We start from the raw sequence: 16,831 nt of genomic DNA, 5'->3' as shown, positions 1-16,831 counted from the left end.
CCGTCATGAGCCAGATCAGCAAGATCATTGCCCGCGAAATTCTCGACAGCCGCGGTAACCCGACGCTTGAGGCCGAAGTCACTCTGAGCAGTGGTCAGGTTGGCCGAGCTGCCGTGCCCTCGGGTGCATCCACCGGATCGAAAGAAGCTATTGAGCTGCGTGACGGTGACAAAACCCGTTATCAAGGCAAGGGCGTCAAAAAGGCGGTCGAGCATGTCAACGGAGAAATCGCAAAGGCTCTGAACGGTTTCGACGTGTTTGACCAAACTGGACTGGATCAGCGTCTGATCAATCTTGACGGCACCGAGAACAAAGCCCGCCTTGGCGCCAATGCCTTGCTCGGTGTTTCGTTGGCTGCTGCCCACGCCGCCGCCGCCGCTAAAGATCGGGCGCTCTGGCAGTATCTGGCCAATGACAACGACGTGGCTTTGCCGGTGCCGATGATGAACATCATCAATGGCGGTGCGCATGCCGACAATAACGTCGACATGCAGGAGTTCATGGTATTGCCGGTCGGGTTTGATTCCTTTAGCGAAGCCCTGCGTGCCGGTACCGAGATCTTCCATAGTCTGAAGTCGGTTCTCAAAGGTCGCGGCCTGAGCACCTCGGTCGGCGATGAGGGCGGCTTTGCCCCGGATCTGCGCTCGAACGAAGAAGCGCTGGAAACCATTCTGGAAGCCATTGCCAAGGCGGGCTACCACGCCGGTGACGATATCTTGCTGGGTCTAGATGTCGCCAGCACCGAGTTCTTTGACAACGGCAAATACAATCTGATGGGCGAGGGCAAGCGTCTGAGCTCCGAGCAGTTCTGTGATTTTCTCAGTGACTGGTCCCGCAAATATCCGATCTTCACCATTGAAGATGGCATGGCCGAAAATGATTGGGACGGTTGGAAGCTGCTGACCGATGCCATCGGAAAGGATGTGCAACTGGTCGGCGATGATCTGTTCGTGACCAATCCGGCCATCTTCCAGGATGGCATCAAGCAAAACATTGCCAACGCCATCCTTATCAAGGTGAATCAGATCGGCACGCTCACCGAAACCCTGCAGGCTATCGCCATGGCTGATGCCAACCGCTATGCGGCCATCGTCTCGCACCGATCGGGTGAAACCGAAGACACCACCATCGCCGATATCGCCGTAGCAACGACCGCAACCCAGATCAAGACCGGTTCCCTGTGCCGTTCCGACCGCGTTGCAAAATACAACCAGCTCCTGCGCATCGAACAGGCTTTGGGTGCGAAAGCACGCTACGTCGGCCGTGACGCATTCATGAGCCTCAAACGCTGAGACGTGGACGCATTGACCCGAAACATTTGGACCTATATCGTGCTGGCGCTTGCACTGGCGCTGTTGCAGTACAAGTTCTGGTTCGGACAGGGAAACTGGCGTCAGGTGGAACAGTTGCGTGCCCAGATTCAGACACAACAGACTGAAAATCGTGAACTATTGCGTCGTAATAAAGCGCTTGCTGCCGAAGTGAAGGATCTCAAGTCAGGTGTAGATGCGGTCGAGGAGAGGGCGCGCAACGAGATGGGCATGATCAAAGCCGGCGAAACCTTCTATCGCGTGGTCGATCCTGAAAAAAAAATGGATGCCTCCCCGACGCCGGATGCGTCGCGGCCATGATCTGGGCCATTATTCCGGCAGCCGGTAACGGCTCCCGTTCAGGCTGCGATGTTCCCAAGCAATACCGGCCATTGCTTGGCAAGCCGATGATCGAACACGTTCTTGATCTGCTGGCACAGCACCCGGATATCCATGGCATCATGCTTGCGCTGGCCCCCGGTGATGACCGTTGGCAGAGCGTGAAAATGTGGCGCAATAAACCTTTGCGTACCTGTGCCGGCGGCCAGCGCCGGAGCGATAGCGTCTTGGCTGGTATTGTGTCTTTGAGGGAAGTGCTGAGCCCGGATGCCTGGATTCTGGTGCATGATGCCGCACGGCCCTGTCTGCGACTTGAAGATCTGAACAGGCTCATCGAGGCGGCCTGCGTGCATCCGGTCGGCGGTCTGCTGGCTGGCCGGATGACTGATACGGTCAAACGCGGCGACGCCTATAATCAGGTGGAAGGCACGCTCGATCGCAGCATGCTGTGGCGTGCCCATACGCCACAACTGTTTCCGGCACGCAGCCTGCAGCATGCGCTTCAGCATGCCCATCAGGAAAATGCCGATATCACTGACGAGAGCAGCGCGATGGAGCGTCTAGGTCTTTCGCCCTTGCTGGTACAGGGTGCCGACGACAACATCAAGGTAACCGGGCCGGAAGATTTCGCGCTCGCGGAAGCCATACTGACAACGAGGAATGCACCATGATGCGAATCGGTTCGGGCTTCGATGTCCATGCCTTCGGTGCTGGGGATCACGTAGTGCTTGGTGGCGTGCGCATTGCCCACACTCGCGGGTTGTCGGCGCACTCCGATGGCGATGTATTGATTCACGCCCTGTGCGATGCCCTGCTCGGCGCGTTGGCACTCGGTGATATCGGCGTGCATTTCCCGCCCTCCGATCCGCGCTGGAAGGATGCCGACAGCACAATCCTGCTCGCACAGTGCATGGCCATGGTGTGTGACAAGGGTTACCAACTTTGCAACCTTGATGCCACCGTGATTTGCGAGCTTCCGAAGATCAACCCCCATGTGGCCGTCATGCGGGCGCGTTTGGCCGAAGTCATGAAGTGCGACATCGGACGCATTTCTGTCAAAGCAACGACCACCGAAATGCTTGGATTTACGGGGCGTGGCGAGGGCATAGCCGTACAGGCGATTGTTCTTCTGGAAACACGGTGAACCTGCCGCGCGCTCTGGCCACAGCGCCGGTCAGTGGGCGCATCCGCTGCGTTCCCGAGGACTTCATTGTCGAAGAACTTCCGGGTTTTGAAGCAACCGGCGAGGGCGAACACCTACTGTTGACGGTCCGCAAGCGCGGCATGAACACGGTTTTCTGTGCAGAGCGCATTGCCCGCTGGGCCGGCATCGATATCCGTGATGTTTCCTATGCCGGAATGAAAGACCGGCATGCTGTGACCACCCAGCGGTTCTCGGTACGGTTGCCGAAGAAGTCAGCACCTGATGTCACATTGCTGAGTAACGATGAATGCAACGTGCTTGAAGCGCTTTGGCATAACCGAAAATTGGCGCGTGGCGCTCTGGCCGGAAATCGTTTTACCCTGACACTGCGTGAACTCCAGGGTGATCGCGATGTCCTGGATTCTGCGCTACGACTTCTGGCGACGCAGGGTGTCCCCAATTACTTCGGCGAACAGCGCTTCGGTACCGAGCATGCTAATGTCGGCAAAGCGCTGGCTATGTTTGAAGGGCGTCGGGTGGACCGCGCCAAACGCTCGATCTACCTTTCTGCGGCTCGATCCTATCTATTCAACCAAGTGCTGGCGATGCGTGTCGAACAGGGCAGCTGGAACACCGCGATGGACGGGGAAGTGTGGATGCTGGAAGGCACCCAAAGCATTTTTGGTCCCGAGCCGTTGAGTGACGAGATTGCTGCGCGCTGTGCGGCATTCGATATCCACCCGACCGGGCCGTTATGGGGCGCGGGTGTGTTACGCAGTTCGTTGGCCGTTCTTGATCTGGAATGCCAACTTCCGGTTTTGCAGCCGGCCTTGTGTCACGGGCTGGAGCAGGCCGATCTGCGGCAGGAGCGGCGGGCTTTGCGATTGCTTCCGAAAGATCTGTCATGGTGCTTCATCGATGAGCACAGCTTAGAGCTTCGCTTCGAATTGCCGCCCGGGACCTATGCGACCTCGGTTCTGGCCGAGCTCGGCCGCTTCGATTAAGCGGTACTGACCCCGAACAGGCTGCCGATGCCCCAGGTAGCAGCCATTGCCAGAGCGCCCCAGAACAGCACCCGTACCGCACCTTTGAGCACGGGAGCGCCGCCCGTACGGGCGGCCAGTGCGCCCAGTGCGCCGAGGGAGAGCAGGGTGCTGATCGCAACGGCCCACATCATGTCTGCTGCAGGCATCAGCCATGCCACCGCCAAAGGCAGAACGGCACCGGCAGCGAAACTGGCCGCCGATGAAAATGCCGCTTGCACAGGTTGGGCACTGAAATTTGCGGTAATGCCTAGCTCGTCGCGGGCATGTGCACCCAGCGCATCATATGCGGTCAATTGCAGGGCAACCTGCTTGGCCAGATCAGGCGTCAGGCCGCGGTGCACGTAAATGGCCGTGAGTTCTTTCAACTCGCCATCGGGGTCGGTTTCCAGTTCGCGCGTTTCCTTGGCCATATCGGCTTTTTCGGTATCGGTCTGCGAGTGCACCGAGACGTATTCTCCGGCCGCCATGGACATCGCGCCGGCGACCAAGCCGGCCACACCGGCTACCAGTACCGCCTGCTTTCCGCCATTGGCCGCGGCAACGCCGATGATCAGACTGGCCGTGGAGACAATGCCGTCGTTGGCGCCCAGCACCGCGGCACGTAACCAGCCGATATGTTCGGTTCTATGACGTTCCGTATGGCGATGGGGCATAGCAGGATTCCTTGTGATCAGGGTTATTCGATCAGCACCAAAGCGGCACCGGCGCCGCCTTGGTTCTCGGGGGCGCTGCAGAAGGCAAGCACCCGTCCTTGATGGCGAAGCACTTTGTCGACGACATTCATCAGTACCGGTCCGGCTTCCGAGCGTGCACCTTTGCCGTGTATGATGCGGATACAATGTAATCCTTGCTTAGAGGCCTGGCTGAGGAACTGCTTGAGCCAACGTTCGGCATCCATGGCGGTCATGCCGTGCAGGTCGAATTCGCCATCCACGCGGATACTGCCGGATTTGAGTTTGCGCATCAGTCGGCCATCGACTTTTGGCCCTTGGAATAACAGAGGCTCGCTGCCCAAGAGCAGCGCTTCGGCATCATTCATGCGTCGGGACTGGAGCAGGGCGTCGTGTTCGTCGCGTTCGAACATGCCTGCGCGCGGTTTCGGCTTAGCTTTCTGTAGCCGGCTTTCGGTATGCCGATGCACGATGACCGGCCCGATGGCCTCTCGAAAGAGCTCGCTGTCCTCGGGGCTGATTGGCGGCGTTTTCTTGCTCATGTCGCCATGATAGCAAAGTCGTTGCACTTAGAGACTTGCCCAGGATCCCCAGTTTTGTCCCGTTTCTGGTGCGAATACGGGTATCATATTTGCATGCGCATACTCATCAGCAACGACGACGGCATCGAGGCGCCGGGCATCATCGCCTTGGCGCAAGGCCTTAGTACCGCCGGGCACGAGCTTTTCATCGTCGCCCCCGATCGCGACCGATCCGGTGCTTCCAATTCCCTGACGCTTGGTTCGCCCATTCGCGCCCGCCATCTTTCCGATAACCGGGTGAGCGTCACCGGCACCCCCACCGATTGCGTGCATCTTGCGTTAGCCGGGCTGCTGCCGGATGATCCAGATATCGTGCTATCAGGCATTAACAACACTGCCAATCTGGGCGATGACGTGATTTACTCCGGTACTGTGGCCGCGGCCATGGAAGGTCGCTGCCTCGGCCTTCCGGCTATCGCGCTGAGCTGCGCCAGTCCCGATCATAAACCCCGTCATTACGACAGCAGCGTACGGGTTGCACAACTGCTGATCGAACGACTGCTCAGCGATCCTTTGCCTGCCGACACCATCCTGAATGTCAATATTCCGGATTTACCATGGGCCGAAATCAAAGGCTTTGAGGTCACCCGCCTTGGGCATCGCCACCGGGCAGAGCCCTGTGTGCAGCAGATTGATCCGCGCGGACGTCCGATGTGGTGGATTGGTCCGGCCGGACCTGAGCAGGACGGTGGACCGGGTACCGATTTTCATGCGGTTAAAACCGGGTTTGTCTCAATCACCCCCATTCATGTCGACCTGACGCGCTATCAGGCGCTTGAGAAGGTATCCGGTTGGGCGCAAGACCTTTCGAAAGTGCTGTCGGCATGAACCGAATCGAGTTGCGCCCGGAAAGCAAAGGCTTGGGCATGACCTCGCAACGTGCCCGTGACCGTCTGGTCGAGCGGCTGCGCGAACAGGGTATCCGTGACGAGCGCGTTCTCAATGTCATGCGTGCATTGCCGCGCCATGCCTTCATCGATGAAGGTCTGGCATCACGTGCCTATGAGGACACCGCACTGCCGATCGGTAACGGGCAGACCATTTCCCAGCCCTGGGTGGTGGCGCGGATGACCGAAGCATTGATAGAAACCGGTATGCCCGGAAAGGTTCTGGAAATCGGCACCGGCTCGGGTTATCAGACCGCCGTATTGGCCGCGCTCGGGATTCAGGTGTTTACGGTCGAGCGCATCGAGGAGCTTTTGCGCAGTGCACGTCCGCGCTTCCGCAGCCTCAAGCTTCACGAGCAGATCCGCTCAAAACATGATGATGGAAATCTTGGTTGGCCGGAAAATGCTCCGTTCGATGCAGTCCTGCTGACCTGTGCCGCTCCGGCGCTGGTGACGCCGCTATTGGTGCAACTGGCTGAGCCGGGGGTATTGGTTTCTCCGGTCGGTACGGATGCCGGAAAACAGAAACTATTACGCATCATCAAAGCCGATGGTGCAACCAGCGAGCAGGATCTCGGTCCGGTCAGCTTCGTTCCGCTGCTTCCGGGAGTGTTCTGATGACCTTGTTCAAAGGATTGTACGAACGCGCCATTCTCTGGGCGGCACATCCCAAGGCCCCATGGTATCTGGGGTTTCTGAGCTTCATTGAGGCGATTTTTTTTCCTGTCATCCCGGAAGTGATGATGGCGCCGATGTCTCTGGCCAAACCGAAAGAAGCCTACCGTTATGCCACCATCAGTCTGATAAGCGGTCTGGGCGGATCCTTGCTCGGTTACGCTTTCGGTCATTATGCCTATGAGTTTTTCAGTCCTTTGCTGAGTGAGGGCATGCGTGCCGGAATCGATGCTTGGGTGCAGACCCTGCGTGAGCAGATGAATGCGCACTGGCTCACTCTGTTGGGCGTTTTGGTCGTCGCAGCCTTGCAGCCGGTTATTCCGATGAAGGTGGTGGCTTGGGCATCCGGTATTGTCGGCATCCCGATCGGTCCTTATCTGGCCTGTATGGCCGTGGGGCGTGGCAAACGCCTGTATCTGTTGGCGGCTGCCATACGATGGGGTGGAGCGCGTGCTGAAGAGTCCCTGCGGCGGAATATCGAACGTTTGGGATGGCTAGTGGTGGCAATCGTGGCTGTCGCTGCCGTTGCCTACCTGCTGTGGAGATGACCTTGATTGTGAAACGATCGGTTACGGCCATCCTTGTCATTGTACTTGCGGGCTGCCAGTCTGGTTATCAAACCACCCAGAACCGTCAGCGCACGTCCACCAAGCCAGCCAAGCCGGCGCTACAGGCGCCTCCAAAATCACAGGAGTCCGGCACCGTCATCGTACAGGCTGGTGATACGGTATTTGGTATTGCCTTCCGTGCCGGTCTAAACTACCGGGATGTTGCAGCCTGGAACGGCATCGAAGAACCCTACACCATCCAGGTCGGTCAGAAGCTGCGGCTTAGCCCTCCTGCAACGACCAGAGCTTCCAAGCCTTCCAAGAACGCACCGGCACTGCCCAATCCGAACATGGGCCTGAGCAAAACCATTCCGGTCGGCGAGCCGGTGCCGGTCAAGCCGGTGACTCCGGTGCTGTCGAACATTGCCTGGCAGTGGCCGGCAAAGGGTGAAATCATCGGTCGGTTCATCGCGGGCGATAAAACCCAGCAGGGCATCAATATCGCCGGCAAAAATGGCCAGGACATCACTGCCGCCGCCGATGGTACCGTGGTTTATTCCGGCGCCGGTCTCATCGGCTATGGCGAGCTGCTGATCATCAAGCACAGTAATGAGTGGATCTCCGCCTACGCGCATAACAGCAAACGGCTGGTTTCCGAGGGAGTCAAAGTCAAAGCCGGCCAGCATATCGCCGAAATGGGTCAGACCGGCTCGGTCAGGACCATGCTGCATTTTGAAATTCGCCGTAATGGTAAACCGGTCGATCCGCTACTGTATCTGCCAAAACCCTGAGTTCATAATTCGTAGCCGAGATCGCGCTCGAAGTGGCCGGTACTTCATTGGTTTTATTGCAGGCGCCGAGACTGGCGATTAGGGCGATGGCGATAACAAGAGAGGCGCAGTTTCATGGGAATTCCTTCAGAGGGTTTCCGAATGGGCATTGCGGTGCAGCAGTTCGGCATGTTCATGGCCGAGATACCAGTGAATCAGTTTACGTACGCCATACAATGTCGGAATCATGAGGATGGCAGCCAGCATTTTGTAGCCATAGTTCAGAGTGGCGACTGCGAAGAATAAATCATAACTCCATTGCTGCGGTCCGAGTACGAATGCGATGTAAAGCACGACAAAGCTGTCGATCAGTTGGGATAGCGCCGTGGATCCGGTAGCGCGCAGCCAAACCATACGCGGGCCGGTCAAGCGGCGGATACGTGAAAAAACCGCGACATCGATCAGCTGTCCGAGACCGAAAGCGATGACCGAACCCCAGATGGTCCACAATCCCTGGCCGAAGATGGCGGCGAAGGCGGCTTGCAGATCGGGTACGCCCTGATTGGCATTGGCTCCGACCCACCAATCAGCCGGCGCCAGATGGATAGCGGCATAAGCAAAGCCGAAGCCGTAAAGGATCAGGGCAATCGCAGTCCAGCTGATGAATCGTACACCGCGTTTACCGAAGTACTCATTGACGATGTCGGTCATCACGAACACAATCGGCCAGAGCAGGGTGCCGGCAGTAAAATTCAGCGATCCAGTCTGACCGAATAGGTTCCACTGGAACGGAGCGATGCCGAGGGTGGCTTCAAGGGCAAAAATTTTGACGCCGATGAACTCAGCCAGAACCGCGGTGACGCAGAAAAATGCGGCGAGAAATACATACAGACGCTGCGGCTTGTCCAGATGCATCGTTCAAGCCTTCGAAAACGGAATTTTATCCGGCGATACCGCGCCACCGGAAATGATGAAAGACATAGCCTGGTCTGCAGTCCAATCGGTCGGAATCAACTGGCTGACCGGCACGATTTCCAGGTAGCCGGAAGTTGGATTGGGTGTGGTCGGTACGTATACTGCCGCCAGTTCTTCCCCGGTATTCTCATCGGTCAGAATACGGGTGACGAAACCGACCGACTTCATGTTCTCGTGCGGAAAGTTGATCAGCACCACGCGTTGAGTACCGTCCGGCTTGGTCTGCAGCATGTCGAGTAGTTTGCGGGCACTTCCGTAAACGGTCTTTGCCAGAGGAACCTTATTCACCATCGTTTCGAACCAGCCGATGAAGCGCTGGCCGAGTACGCGCCGGGTCATAAACCCGACTGCGAGAATGAAGCCGACGGTCACGCCAATGGCGATGCCTGTCTGCACCCAGGGCTCATCGAGCCAGCCAAACATGGCGGGATTGCTTCCGGAGAGATGTGCGCTCAGTGGTCCGATAACCGGTTGGCTGATGTCGGACAGCAGCCCGAATACGAATTTGAAGACGATGATGACCAGCCAGATCGGAGTCAGCGTGAGTAAGCCGGTGAGAAAGTAGGCCTGAAGTCGGTTCATGCCGACAGTATAAACGCTTAGTTCAGCAGACTGGCCATTTTCCGGCGGTACAGGCGGACCAGGTCTTCGTCGTCGACCGTATTGAACGCCTCGATCAGCAGTTTGCGCGGCAGTCCGTCCTGGTAGTCACGGTTCATTCGGAGCAGTTCCAGCAGCTGTGCCAGACCCGCTTCGGACCGACCCTGGACCAGGTACTGCAGACCGAGCAGGCGGTGCGCCTCGAAATCCTCGGGTTTGGCGGCAATCGCAGTCACCAATACCTCTATAGCCGGCGCATCCTTGACCCGTTCGGCAAGATCGATACGAGCCCGTGCTTTGGTGATCCGGTGGTCCATGGCTAGATTGGCCGGAAGTCCTTCGAAAAGCGCCAAGGCTTCGGCATAGGCCTGTGTCGCCGTCAGTGCCAGTCCGAGCTCCAGTTTCAGGCTATCATCATCGGCGGCTTCGGCAAGGGCATGGCGAAGCCGGATGACTTCCTGGTGCGGATCCGGTGCTTCCGGAACCGGAAGTTCCGCCTCGGCTTCGACCAGCTGTGGCTTGACGGTGATCTGGTGGTGATTGAGGAATTCACGCAGCTGCGCTTCCGACAGTGCTGCCGAGAATCCGTCCACGATTTTCCCGTCCTTCAGCAGCATCAGGGTGGGAATCGATTTAATCTGGAAATAGCCGGCCAACTGCTGTTCTTTCTCGACATCGACCTTGGCCAGCAGGAAGCCGCCGTTGAACTCGAGCGCCAGCTTTTCCAACAATGGACCGATCTGTTTGCACGGACCGCACCATTCCGCCCAGAAATCGACCATTACGGGCGTTTCCTTGGAAGCGTTGATGACATCTTGTTCGAAGCTGTCCAGTTTTGCATCGAAGACAAAGGCGTTCATGGTGATTTCCGGTTGGGCTTAGGCTTTGATGTGTGGTAGCAGATTGGCCATTTCAAGGGCGGTCATCGCCGCATCCCAACCTTTGTTGCCGGATTTACCGCCGGCACGGCTGATGGCCTGCTCGGTATTTTCGGTCGTGACGACACCGAAAATGACCGGGATGCCAGTCCTCATTCCGGCCGCAGCAATGCCCTTAGCGGCTTCGTTGCACACATAATCGTAATGTGTGGTATCGCCACGGATGACGGCTCCCAGACAGATGACCGCTTGGTAACGGCCGGTTTCGGCCAAGGTCAATGCCGCCAGCGGCAGCTCGAAAGCACCGGGTACGGCGACCGTATCGATGGCGTCCTCGGTCACGCCGTGACGCTTCAGGCAATCCATTGCGCCGGTCTGTAGTCGTTCGGTGATGAAATCATTGAAGCGGGCGGTAACCACGGCAATGCGCAGCGCGGCGCCGTTCAGGGATCCTTGGTAAATCATGACATGCTCTCGATGGCGGGCGGTATTTCGATCTGGTGGCCGAATTTACGGCACTTGGTCAGTAGATAGTGGTGGTTGTTGCCATTGGCTGGAATCGACAGTTCTTCGCGGACGATCCGGCGGTTTCCGAACCCCTTCAATGCATCCAGCTTGTCGGGGTTGTTGGTTAGCAAACGTAGGTCATCGATGCCGAAGTGGACGAGGATTTGGTTGGCCATAGTGTAGTCGCGGGCATCAGCTTTCAGGCCGAGTCGCAGATTGGCTTCCACGGTGTCCAGGCCGGCATCCTGCAACTGATAGGCACGCACTTTGTTGAACAGTCCGATGCCACGGCCTTCCTGGCGTAGATAGATGACGATGCCGGAACCCGCCGCTTCTATGCGGGCGATGGCATCCTGCAGCTGGCTGCCGCAATCGCAACGTTGCGAGCCAAGCACGTCACCGGTAAAGCACTCGGAATGGATGCGCACCAGAGTGCCGGGCTCTGTGAGGCGTTCCGGTGGCCCTTTCATCATGGCCATATGTTCTTCGCCGAGCAATTCCGAACGGAAAACGTAGAAATGGAAGTCACCGGAATCGGTTGGCATCGGAGCCGATTCGACGGCACTAATGAGGCTCTCATGGCGTTTACGCCAAGCAACCAGATCTGCAATGGTGATGATTTTCAGACTGTGTTCGGCAGCGAATTCTCGTAAATCGGACAAGCGCGCCATTTCGCCGTCGTCTTTGATGATTTCGCAGATGACACCCGCCGGATGGAATCCCGCCAAACGCGCCAGATCCACTGCGGCCTCGGTATGGCCCTGTCGGACCAATACACCGCCGTCCCGGGCAACCAGTGGAAAAATATGCCCCGGTTTGTTGAAGGCGGAAGCACCGATGGCCGGATTGGCCAGCAGGTTGAGGCACAGAGCGCGATCCGTGGCGGAGATGCCGGTACTGGCATTTTCAGCGGCGTCGATGCTGACGGTAAATGCGGTGCGCATCGCTTCGGTGTTACGGGCCGCCTGTAAGGGCAAATCCAGTTGGTCTGCGCGTCCCTGGGTAATCGGTGCGCACACCAAGCCGCGTCCGTAACGAATCATGAAGTTGATGGCTTCCGGTGTCGCGCATTCGGCCGGCATTAGCAGGTCGCCTTCATTTTCGCGGTGTTCATCGTCGACCACGATCAGCATGCGCCCCTGTTTCAATTCGGCCAAAGCTTCTTCGATGGTGCTCAAGGCGGTATCGTTCATGTCTTGGATTCCAGATGGGACCATGTCTTGCGCAGTGTCGGATCGGCCCGGAGCAGGCCTTCAATGGTTTTCGCCAGCACATCGACTTCGATATTGACCGCATCACCGATCTTGCGGGTGCCGAGATTGGTATTGGCCAGTGTATGCGGAATGATGGAAACACTCAGACCATCTGCATCGATTGCGGCAATGGTGAGGCTGATGCCGTCGACGGCAATCGAGCCTTCCAGAACAAGATAGCGTCGCAGGGACTCCGGAAGGTCAATTGCAATCCACCAGATGTCTCCGGTTATTTCGATGTTACGGATACGACCAATCCCGTTGACATGACCCTGCACCAGATGGCCGCCAAGCCGGTCACCGAACCGTAATGCCAACTCCAAATTGACTCGAGCGCCCACATCCAGATCAATCAGCGCGGTTTTTTGCAGGGTGACCGGCATGACATCGGCACTGAAGCCCTCCGCATCCACTGAGGCTGCAGTCAAACAGACCCCATTGGTGGCAATGGAGTCATCTACGCTGATGCCTCCGGCCAAATCTGGACAGTGGATGTATAGGCGGGTGCCAACGGTGTTGCTCGTCAAGTGGCCAACGCGGCCGACGGCTTGTATCAATCCAGTGAACATAAAGTTAAAGCCGGCCGGTGAGGACCAAATCATCGCCAAGAGGGCTATATTCTACGTGTTTTAGGTGAAGACGATGACTTAATTCGGTTAAACCGTAAGTGGCCAGTGCCGGTAATCCCTCGCCAAGATAGCTGGGATTCAGGTAATGGCTGACGCGCTGGACCAGACCGGCCTGCAGGAAGGCCGCGGCTAGACCGGCGCCGCCTTCCAGTAGCAGGTTGCAGACGCCGTCCTCGGCCAGAGTGGCGAGGGCCTCTGGTAATGGGGTGCCGATGAACACCCGCGTGCCTGCAGCGCCACCCTCGGAGAATACATGGGCGGTGTCGGGGAGTTGACCGCCTTGGCTGAAGATGACCCTCAGGGGTTGTGGCCCGTCGAAGCCGGGAAGTCGGACTGTCAAATGTGGATTGTCCATACGCAACGTACCCGCACCGATGGCGATAGCGTCATGTTCGGCACGCAGGCGATGCGCATGCTCACGCGCCTGCTCACCGGTGATCCATTGTGAGCGGCCATCCGGCATGGCGATACGGCCATCCAAGGTGCTGGCCAATTTCAAATGTACGAAGGGCATTCCGGTACGTTGCCGGTGGAAGAACACTTCATTCAGGCGTTCGCCGTCTTCGGCCAAAACATCGGTGATGACCTCGATACCCGCTTGTCTTAGTAATGCCATCCCGCCGCCGGAAACTTCAGGATTGGGGTCGATATTGGCGATGACCACGCGCGCAATACCGGCCCGAATCAGGGCCTGTGCACAGGGCGGGGTGCGCTTATGGCTGTGGCAACAGGGCTCGAGGTTCACATACAATGTCGCGCCGGCTACAGACTGGGTGGCGCGGGCGAGTGCATCGGCTTCTGCGTGCGCTTGCCCGGCCTTGGCATGGAAGCCTTCAGCAAGGATGCGGCCGTCTTTGACGATGACACAGCCGACCATGGGGTTCGGCCAGGTGCGGCCTCGGGCTTGTTGTGCCAGAGCTATGGCCTGGCGCATGAATCCGTCATGGTCCATCAGGGTTGCTTGTAGATGACGCCATCCTTCATGACGAAGGCCACACGTTCGGTGACACGGATATCCTCACCCGGATCTCCCGGCATGGCCACGATATCGGCGAAAAAGCCAGGTTTGATTTGTCCGATGTCATCTGCGCCAAGGACTTTTGCGGCATTGAACGTTGCGGTCTGCAGTGCGGTGTTTACTGGCATGCCGGCTTCAACCATGAATCCGAACTCCCGGGCGTTATCGCCGTGGTAACTGACACCAGAATCGGTACCGAAAGCGATCGGTACGCCGGCTTTGTAGGCCTTGCCGAACGTGTTCTGAATCAGTGAGCCGATACGGGCTGCTTTCGGGCGCACCACATCCGGATAGAACCCATCGATCTTGGCTTTTTCAGCCACGAACTTTCCAGCGGTGACCGTGGGCACATACCAGGTGCCGTTTTGCTTCATCAACTTGAAGAGTTCATCATCCATGTAGGTGCCATGCTCGATGGACGTGACGCCACCGAGGATGGCGCGCTTCATGCCTTCCTTGCCGTGCGCATGTGCGGCCACTCGGAAGCCGTAATCCTTGGCGGTCTCAACGACAGCCCGCACCTCATCAATGGTGAATTGCGGCGCGTCACCGCTTTTGGCATAACTGAGCACGCCGCCGGTAGCGGTGATCTTGATGACATCCGAGCCGTCCTTATAGCGCTGTCGCACGGCAGCACGCCCTTCTTCGGGACTGTTGATGACACCTTCGGCCGGACCGGGGGTACCGAGCGCATCGGCCAGAATGTGGTTCAGGCCATTGGTCGGATCGGCATGGCCACCGGTGGTGGCAATACCTTTCCCAGCGGCCCAGATGCGCGGTCCATCAACCAAGCCCTGGTTGATGCCGTCGCGCAAGGCCAGTGAATTCTCGCCGCCCAGATCGCGCACACTGGTGAAGCCGGCAAGCAGGGTTTTTTTGGCATAACCGACCGAGCGCAGAATGGTGTATTCGGGATTGAGGCGGAAGCCCTCGGAATAACTCTGCGGGCTGGACTGCTGGCTCAGATGCACGTGCAGGTCGATGAAGCCCGGGCTGCAGGTCTGGCTGCGAAGATCGACCAAGCTCGCTCCAGGAACGCTGACGGTCCCGGGAAGCACTTGGCTGATTTTGTTATTTTCAACCACGATGGTGCTGGCGCCGTTCATCCGGCCCGAGGCCGAGTCGAACAGCTTGCCGCACTGCAGGGCCTGTGTTGCAGCCATGACGGCCGGCGTCATGCATAATGCGCCGAGGGTTAATGCAATCTGGGCCTTGATTTTCATGGTTTTGCCTAAAGATTATGGGAGAATGAAAAAAGTGTACCGTTTTTATCCCCTTGGGTCGAATTCTTGGAGAATTGCATGTCCGTCACGTTGTTCGATGCCCTGCGCATCGGTCCGCATACCCTGAAAAACCGCGTGCTGATGGCACCGCTGACGCGTATGCGCGCCGGCCAGCCCGGGGATGTTCCGACCGCACTGATGGCCGAATACTATCGCCAGCGTGCCAGTGCGGGCCTGGTCATTACCGAAGCCACCCAGATTTCGCCGGAAGGTAAGGGTTATGCCGATACACCTGGACTTTACAACACGGCGCAGACGGAGGGCTGGAAGCAGAGTACGGCAGCCGTGCATGCCGAAGGCGGATTGATCTGCATGCAGCTCTGGCATGTCGGCCGCGTCTCGCATACCAGTCTGCAGATCGACGGTCAGGCGCCGGTGTCGGCTTCCGATAAACCATATGAGAACCGCACCACCATCAAGGATGCCAACGGCAATCTGATCCGTGCCGCCTGCAGTACCCCGCGCGCGCTGCGAACCGATGAAATCCCGCGCCTGCTCGAGGAATATCGCGTAGCCACCCGCAATGCCCGTGAGGCCGGTTTCGATATGGTTGAAATCCATGCCGCACATGGGTATCTACTGCACCAGTTTATGTCGGAGGAAAGCAATTTCCGCACCGATCAATACGGCGGCAGTCTGGAAAACCGCGCGCGTCTGTGTCTGGAAGTGGTTGATGCCATCATCGACGAATGGGATGCCGCACATATCGGTATCCGCATTTCGCCACTGGGCATCTTCAATGGTCTGGATGATCTGGCCGGGCAGGAGATGGGGCTTTATTTGGCTGCCGAGTTCGCCAATCGCGGTCTGGGCTATCTGCACTTATCGGAACCGGATTGGGCTGGGGGTCCGGCACTGAGTATCGAGTTCCGTGAAAAAATGCGTGCAGCCTTTCCGGGCGTCATTATTGCCGCCGGTAATTATACTGTGGAAAAAGCACAACCCTTACTGGCTGCCGGCCTGATCGATGCGGTGGCCTTTGGCCGTCCGTTCATCGCCAATCCGGACCTTCCGGAGCGTCTGCGCACAGGGCATTCCCTCAATCCCGGCCGTCCGGAGCTTTATTATGGTGGCGGTGCGGAAGGGTATACCGATTATCCGACTATGCCGGACTGAGTATTGGATAACATTCCGGTATACGACACGGTCCTTTACCGGAATTTCAGATGGCGAAAGCTCAGGGTTTACTGTCTAAAATCAGACGCATGCGGTAACCTATGGGGACTGCCCATAAATCTTATCCGCCCATGTCCGCCACTGTCGAAAACGCCGAGTATCCGCCACAAGTCATTGAAAAAGAAGCCCAGAACTTCTGGAGGGCGCAACGTGCTTTCGAGGTCAACGAGCAATCGGCGCTTCCGAAGTACTACTGCCTGTCAATGCTGCCTTACCCTTCCGGCGCTTTGCATATGGGGCACGTGCGCAATTACACCATCGGCGATGTAATTTCCCGTTTCAAACGCATGCAGGGCTTCAATGTCTTGCAGCCGATGGGCTGGGACGCTTTCGGCCTGCCGGCCGAGAATGCCGCGATCAAAAACAAGACTGCGCCGGCCAAGTGGACCTACGCCAACATCGATCATATGCGCAACCAGCTGCAGAGCCTGGGCTATGCCATCGACTGGTCGCGCGAGCTGACGACCTGCACCCCGGAGTATTACCGCTGGGAACAGCTGATGTTCACCCGTCTGTATAAAAAAGGCATCGTCTACCGCAA

The 16,831-nt window shown here is 57.8% G+C and carries 21 protein-coding genes; 11 read left to right on the top strand and 10 right to left on the bottom strand.

The window, feature by feature from the left end; genetic code table 11:
- The first annotated feature begins 5 nt into the window (after nucleotides 1-5).
- The 5 genes from eno to truD are packed head-to-tail and all read left to right on the top strand — an operon-like array spanning nucleotide 6 to nucleotide 3,797.
- The gene (gene eno, locus ACIQ0Q_RS03110) at nucleotides 6-1,292 is read left to right on the top strand and encodes a phosphopyruvate hydratase (protein ID WP_395771487.1); all 1,287 of its coding nucleotides are present in this window, start codon (nucleotides 6-8) and stop codon (nucleotides 1,290-1,292) included.
- Nucleotides 1,293-1,304: 12 nt separating this feature from the next.
- On the top strand, nucleotides 1,305-1,631 hold the full coding sequence (ftsB, locus tag ACIQ0Q_RS03105; protein WP_395771514.1) for a cell division protein FtsB: 327 nt from the start codon (nucleotides 1,305-1,307) through the stop codon (nucleotides 1,629-1,631).
- Nucleotides 1,628-2,320: a 2-C-methyl-D-erythritol 4-phosphate cytidylyltransferase gene (ispD, locus tag ACIQ0Q_RS03100; RefSeq protein WP_395771486.1), complete on the top strand. Its 693-nt coding sequence runs from the start codon at nucleotides 1,628-1,630 to the stop codon at nucleotides 2,318-2,320. Before ftsB ends, ispD begins: the two co-directional genes overlap by 4 nt.
- Nucleotides 2,317-2,793, top strand: a complete 477-nt coding sequence (ispF, locus tag ACIQ0Q_RS03095; RefSeq protein WP_395771485.1) for a 2-C-methyl-D-erythritol 2,4-cyclodiphosphate synthase — start codon at nucleotides 2,317-2,319, stop codon at nucleotides 2,791-2,793. Before ispD ends, ispF begins: the two co-directional genes overlap by 4 nt.
- Nucleotides 2,790-3,797, top strand: coding sequence for a tRNA pseudouridine(13) synthase TruD (gene truD, locus ACIQ0Q_RS03090; RefSeq protein WP_395771484.1), 1,008 nt, complete (start codon nucleotides 2,790-2,792; stop codon nucleotides 3,795-3,797). The genes ispF and truD overlap by 4 nt, the downstream gene beginning before the upstream one ends.
- Here the strand turns inward: truD and ACIQ0Q_RS03085 are convergent.
- Nucleotides 3,794-4,492: a VIT family protein gene (locus tag ACIQ0Q_RS03085; RefSeq protein WP_395771483.1), complete on the bottom strand. Its 699-nt coding sequence runs from the start codon at nucleotides 4,490-4,492 to the stop codon at nucleotides 3,794-3,796. The genes truD and ACIQ0Q_RS03085 overlap by 4 nt on opposite strands.
- 23 nt (nucleotides 4,493-4,515) lie before the next feature.
- Nucleotides 4,516-5,052: a Smr/MutS family protein gene (locus ACIQ0Q_RS03080; RefSeq protein ID WP_395771482.1), complete on the bottom strand. Its 537-nt coding sequence runs from the start codon at nucleotides 5,050-5,052 to the stop codon at nucleotides 4,516-4,518.
- A gap of 93 nt (nucleotides 5,053-5,145) precedes the next feature.
- Here ACIQ0Q_RS03080 and surE point away from each other — a divergent pair, with 93 nt between their 5' ends.
- The 4 genes from surE to ACIQ0Q_RS03060 are packed head-to-tail and all read left to right on the top strand — an operon-like array spanning nucleotide 5,146 to nucleotide 7,992.
- Complete coding sequence (gene surE, locus ACIQ0Q_RS03075) at nucleotides 5,146-5,919, top strand: 5'/3'-nucleotidase SurE (protein ID WP_395771481.1); 774 nt, start codon at nucleotides 5,146-5,148, stop codon at nucleotides 5,917-5,919.
- Nucleotides 5,916-6,596, top strand: a complete 681-nt coding sequence (locus ACIQ0Q_RS03070) for a protein-L-isoaspartate(D-aspartate) O-methyltransferase (protein WP_395771480.1) — start codon at nucleotides 5,916-5,918, stop codon at nucleotides 6,594-6,596. The genes surE and ACIQ0Q_RS03070 overlap by 4 nt, the downstream gene beginning before the upstream one ends.
- Nucleotides 6,596-7,201, top strand: coding sequence for a YqaA family protein (locus tag ACIQ0Q_RS03065; protein ID WP_395771479.1), 606 nt, complete (start codon nucleotides 6,596-6,598; stop codon nucleotides 7,199-7,201). Before ACIQ0Q_RS03070 ends, ACIQ0Q_RS03065 begins: the two co-directional genes overlap by 1 nt.
- Nucleotides 7,198-7,992 carry a peptidoglycan DD-metalloendopeptidase family protein gene (locus ACIQ0Q_RS03060; protein WP_395771478.1) on the top strand — a complete coding sequence of 265 codons (795 nt, stop codon included), beginning with the start codon at nucleotides 7,198-7,200 and terminating at the stop codon, nucleotides 7,990-7,992. The genes ACIQ0Q_RS03065 and ACIQ0Q_RS03060 overlap by 4 nt, the downstream gene beginning before the upstream one ends.
- A 126-nt stretch (nucleotides 7,993-8,118) precedes the next feature.
- Here ACIQ0Q_RS03060 and ACIQ0Q_RS03055 read toward each other — a convergent pair whose 3' ends face one another.
- From ACIQ0Q_RS03055 to ACIQ0Q_RS03020, 8 genes are read right to left on the bottom strand one after another with little or no spacing between them, the layout of a single operon-like run.
- On the bottom strand, nucleotides 8,119-8,886 hold the full coding sequence (locus ACIQ0Q_RS03055) for a queuosine precursor transporter (RefSeq protein ID WP_395771477.1): 768 nt from the start codon (nucleotides 8,884-8,886) through the stop codon (nucleotides 8,119-8,121).
- 3 nt (nucleotides 8,887-8,889) lie between these two features.
- On the bottom strand, nucleotides 8,890-9,528 hold the full coding sequence (locus tag ACIQ0Q_RS03050; RefSeq protein ID WP_395771476.1) for a DUF502 domain-containing protein: 639 nt from the start codon (nucleotides 9,526-9,528) through the stop codon (nucleotides 8,890-8,892).
- 17 nt (nucleotides 9,529-9,545) lie between these two features.
- Nucleotides 9,546-10,406, bottom strand: a complete 861-nt coding sequence (trxA, locus tag ACIQ0Q_RS03045; protein ID WP_395771475.1) for a thioredoxin — start codon at nucleotides 10,404-10,406, stop codon at nucleotides 9,546-9,548.
- Between the two features lie 18 nt (nucleotides 10,407-10,424).
- A complete protein-coding gene (gene ribE / locus ACIQ0Q_RS03040) occupies nucleotides 10,425-10,889 on the bottom strand; it encodes a 6,7-dimethyl-8-ribityllumazine synthase (protein ID WP_395771474.1) in 465 nt (154 codons plus the stop codon).
- A complete protein-coding gene (locus ACIQ0Q_RS03035; RefSeq protein WP_395771473.1) occupies nucleotides 10,886-12,124 on the bottom strand; it encodes a bifunctional 3,4-dihydroxy-2-butanone-4-phosphate synthase/GTP cyclohydrolase II in 1,239 nt (412 codons plus the stop codon). Before ACIQ0Q_RS03035 ends, ribE begins: the two co-directional genes overlap by 4 nt.
- Nucleotides 12,121-12,753, bottom strand: coding sequence for a riboflavin synthase (locus tag ACIQ0Q_RS03030; RefSeq protein WP_395771472.1), 633 nt, complete (start codon nucleotides 12,751-12,753; stop codon nucleotides 12,121-12,123). Before ACIQ0Q_RS03030 ends, ACIQ0Q_RS03035 begins: the two co-directional genes overlap by 4 nt.
- A gap of 4 nt (nucleotides 12,754-12,757) precedes the next feature.
- Nucleotides 12,758-13,765, bottom strand: coding sequence for a bifunctional diaminohydroxyphosphoribosylaminopyrimidine deaminase/5-amino-6-(5-phosphoribosylamino)uracil reductase RibD (gene ribD / locus ACIQ0Q_RS03025; RefSeq protein WP_395771471.1), 1,008 nt, complete (start codon nucleotides 13,763-13,765; stop codon nucleotides 12,758-12,760).
- Nucleotides 13,765-15,054, bottom strand: a complete 1,290-nt coding sequence (locus tag ACIQ0Q_RS03020; protein ID WP_395771470.1) for an amidohydrolase family protein — start codon at nucleotides 15,052-15,054, stop codon at nucleotides 13,765-13,767. The genes ribD and ACIQ0Q_RS03020 overlap by 1 nt, the downstream gene beginning before the upstream one ends.
- Before the next feature lie 78 nt (nucleotides 15,055-15,132).
- On the opposite strand from ACIQ0Q_RS03020, the gene nemA reads away from it, so the two are divergent.
- Together nemA and ACIQ0Q_RS03010 are read left to right on the top strand one after the other, a co-directional pair.
- Nucleotides 15,133-16,230, top strand: a complete 1,098-nt coding sequence (gene nemA / locus ACIQ0Q_RS03015) for an N-ethylmaleimide reductase (RefSeq protein WP_395771469.1) — start codon at nucleotides 15,133-15,135, stop codon at nucleotides 16,228-16,230.
- Nucleotides 16,231-16,361: 131 nt separating this feature from the next.
- On the top strand, nucleotides 16,362-16,831 hold a 470-nt coding region (locus ACIQ0Q_RS03010; protein ID WP_395771468.1), incomplete at its 3' end, for a class I tRNA ligase family protein.

This window comes from Arenimonas sp. (assembly GCF_044348765.1).
In the GTDB taxonomy this organism is placed as follows: Bacteria; Pseudomonadota; Gammaproteobacteria; order Xanthomonadales; family Xanthomonadaceae; genus Arenimonas.
Note: the sequence above shows the minus strand (reverse complement) of the source record. Positions and strands in the feature narration are given on the sequence as shown.

Excerpts from the sequence above, each read along its gene's own strand:
- eno (WP_395771487.1), top strand. The coding sequence starts at position 6 with ATGAGCCAGATCAGCAAGATCATTGCCCGCGAAATTCTCGACAGCCGC.
- ispD (WP_395771486.1), top strand. The coding sequence starts at position 1,628 with ATGATCTGGGCCATTATTCCGGCAGCCGGTAACGGCTCCCGTTCAGGC.
- ispF (WP_395771485.1), top strand. The coding sequence starts at position 2,317 with ATGATGCGAATCGGTTCGGGCTTCGATGTCCATGCCTTCGGTGCTGGG.
- ACIQ0Q_RS03085 (WP_395771483.1), bottom strand. The coding sequence starts at position 4,492 with ATGCCCCATCGCCATACGGAACGTCATAGAACCGAACATATCGGCTGG.
- ACIQ0Q_RS03080 (WP_395771482.1), bottom strand. The coding sequence starts at position 5,052 with ATGAGCAAGAAAACGCCGCCAATCAGCCCCGAGGACAGCGAGCTCTTT.
- surE (WP_395771481.1), top strand. The coding sequence starts at position 5,146 with ATGCGCATACTCATCAGCAACGACGACGGCATCGAGGCGCCGGGCATC.
- ACIQ0Q_RS03070 (WP_395771480.1), top strand. The coding sequence starts at position 5,916 with ATGAACCGAATCGAGTTGCGCCCGGAAAGCAAAGGCTTGGGCATGACC.
- ACIQ0Q_RS03065 (WP_395771479.1), top strand. The coding sequence starts at position 6,596 with ATGACCTTGTTCAAAGGATTGTACGAACGCGCCATTCTCTGGGCGGCA.
- ACIQ0Q_RS03060 (WP_395771478.1), top strand. The coding sequence starts at position 7,198 with ATGACCTTGATTGTGAAACGATCGGTTACGGCCATCCTTGTCATTGTA.
- ACIQ0Q_RS03055 (WP_395771477.1), bottom strand. The coding sequence starts at position 8,886 with ATGCATCTGGACAAGCCGCAGCGTCTGTATGTATTTCTCGCCGCATTT.
- ACIQ0Q_RS03050 (WP_395771476.1), bottom strand. The coding sequence starts at position 9,528 with ATGAACCGACTTCAGGCCTACTTTCTCACCGGCTTACTCACGCTGACT.
- trxA (WP_395771475.1), bottom strand. The coding sequence starts at position 10,406 with ATGAACGCCTTTGTCTTCGATGCAAAACTGGACAGCTTCGAACAAGAT.
- ribE (WP_395771474.1), bottom strand. The coding sequence starts at position 10,889 with ATGATTTACCAAGGATCCCTGAACGGCGCCGCGCTGCGCATTGCCGTG.
- ACIQ0Q_RS03035 (WP_395771473.1), bottom strand. The coding sequence starts at position 12,124 with ATGAACGATACCGCCTTGAGCACCATCGAAGAAGCTTTGGCCGAATTG.
- ACIQ0Q_RS03030 (WP_395771472.1), bottom strand. The coding sequence starts at position 12,753 with ATGTTCACTGGATTGATACAAGCCGTCGGCCGCGTTGGCCACTTGACG.
- ribD (WP_395771471.1), bottom strand. The coding sequence starts at position 13,765 with ATGGACCATGACGGATTCATGCGCCAGGCCATAGCTCTGGCACAACAA.
- ACIQ0Q_RS03020 (WP_395771470.1), bottom strand. The coding sequence starts at position 15,054 with ATGAAAATCAAGGCCCAGATTGCATTAACCCTCGGCGCATTATGCATG.
- nemA (WP_395771469.1), top strand. The coding sequence starts at position 15,133 with ATGTCCGTCACGTTGTTCGATGCCCTGCGCATCGGTCCGCATACCCTG.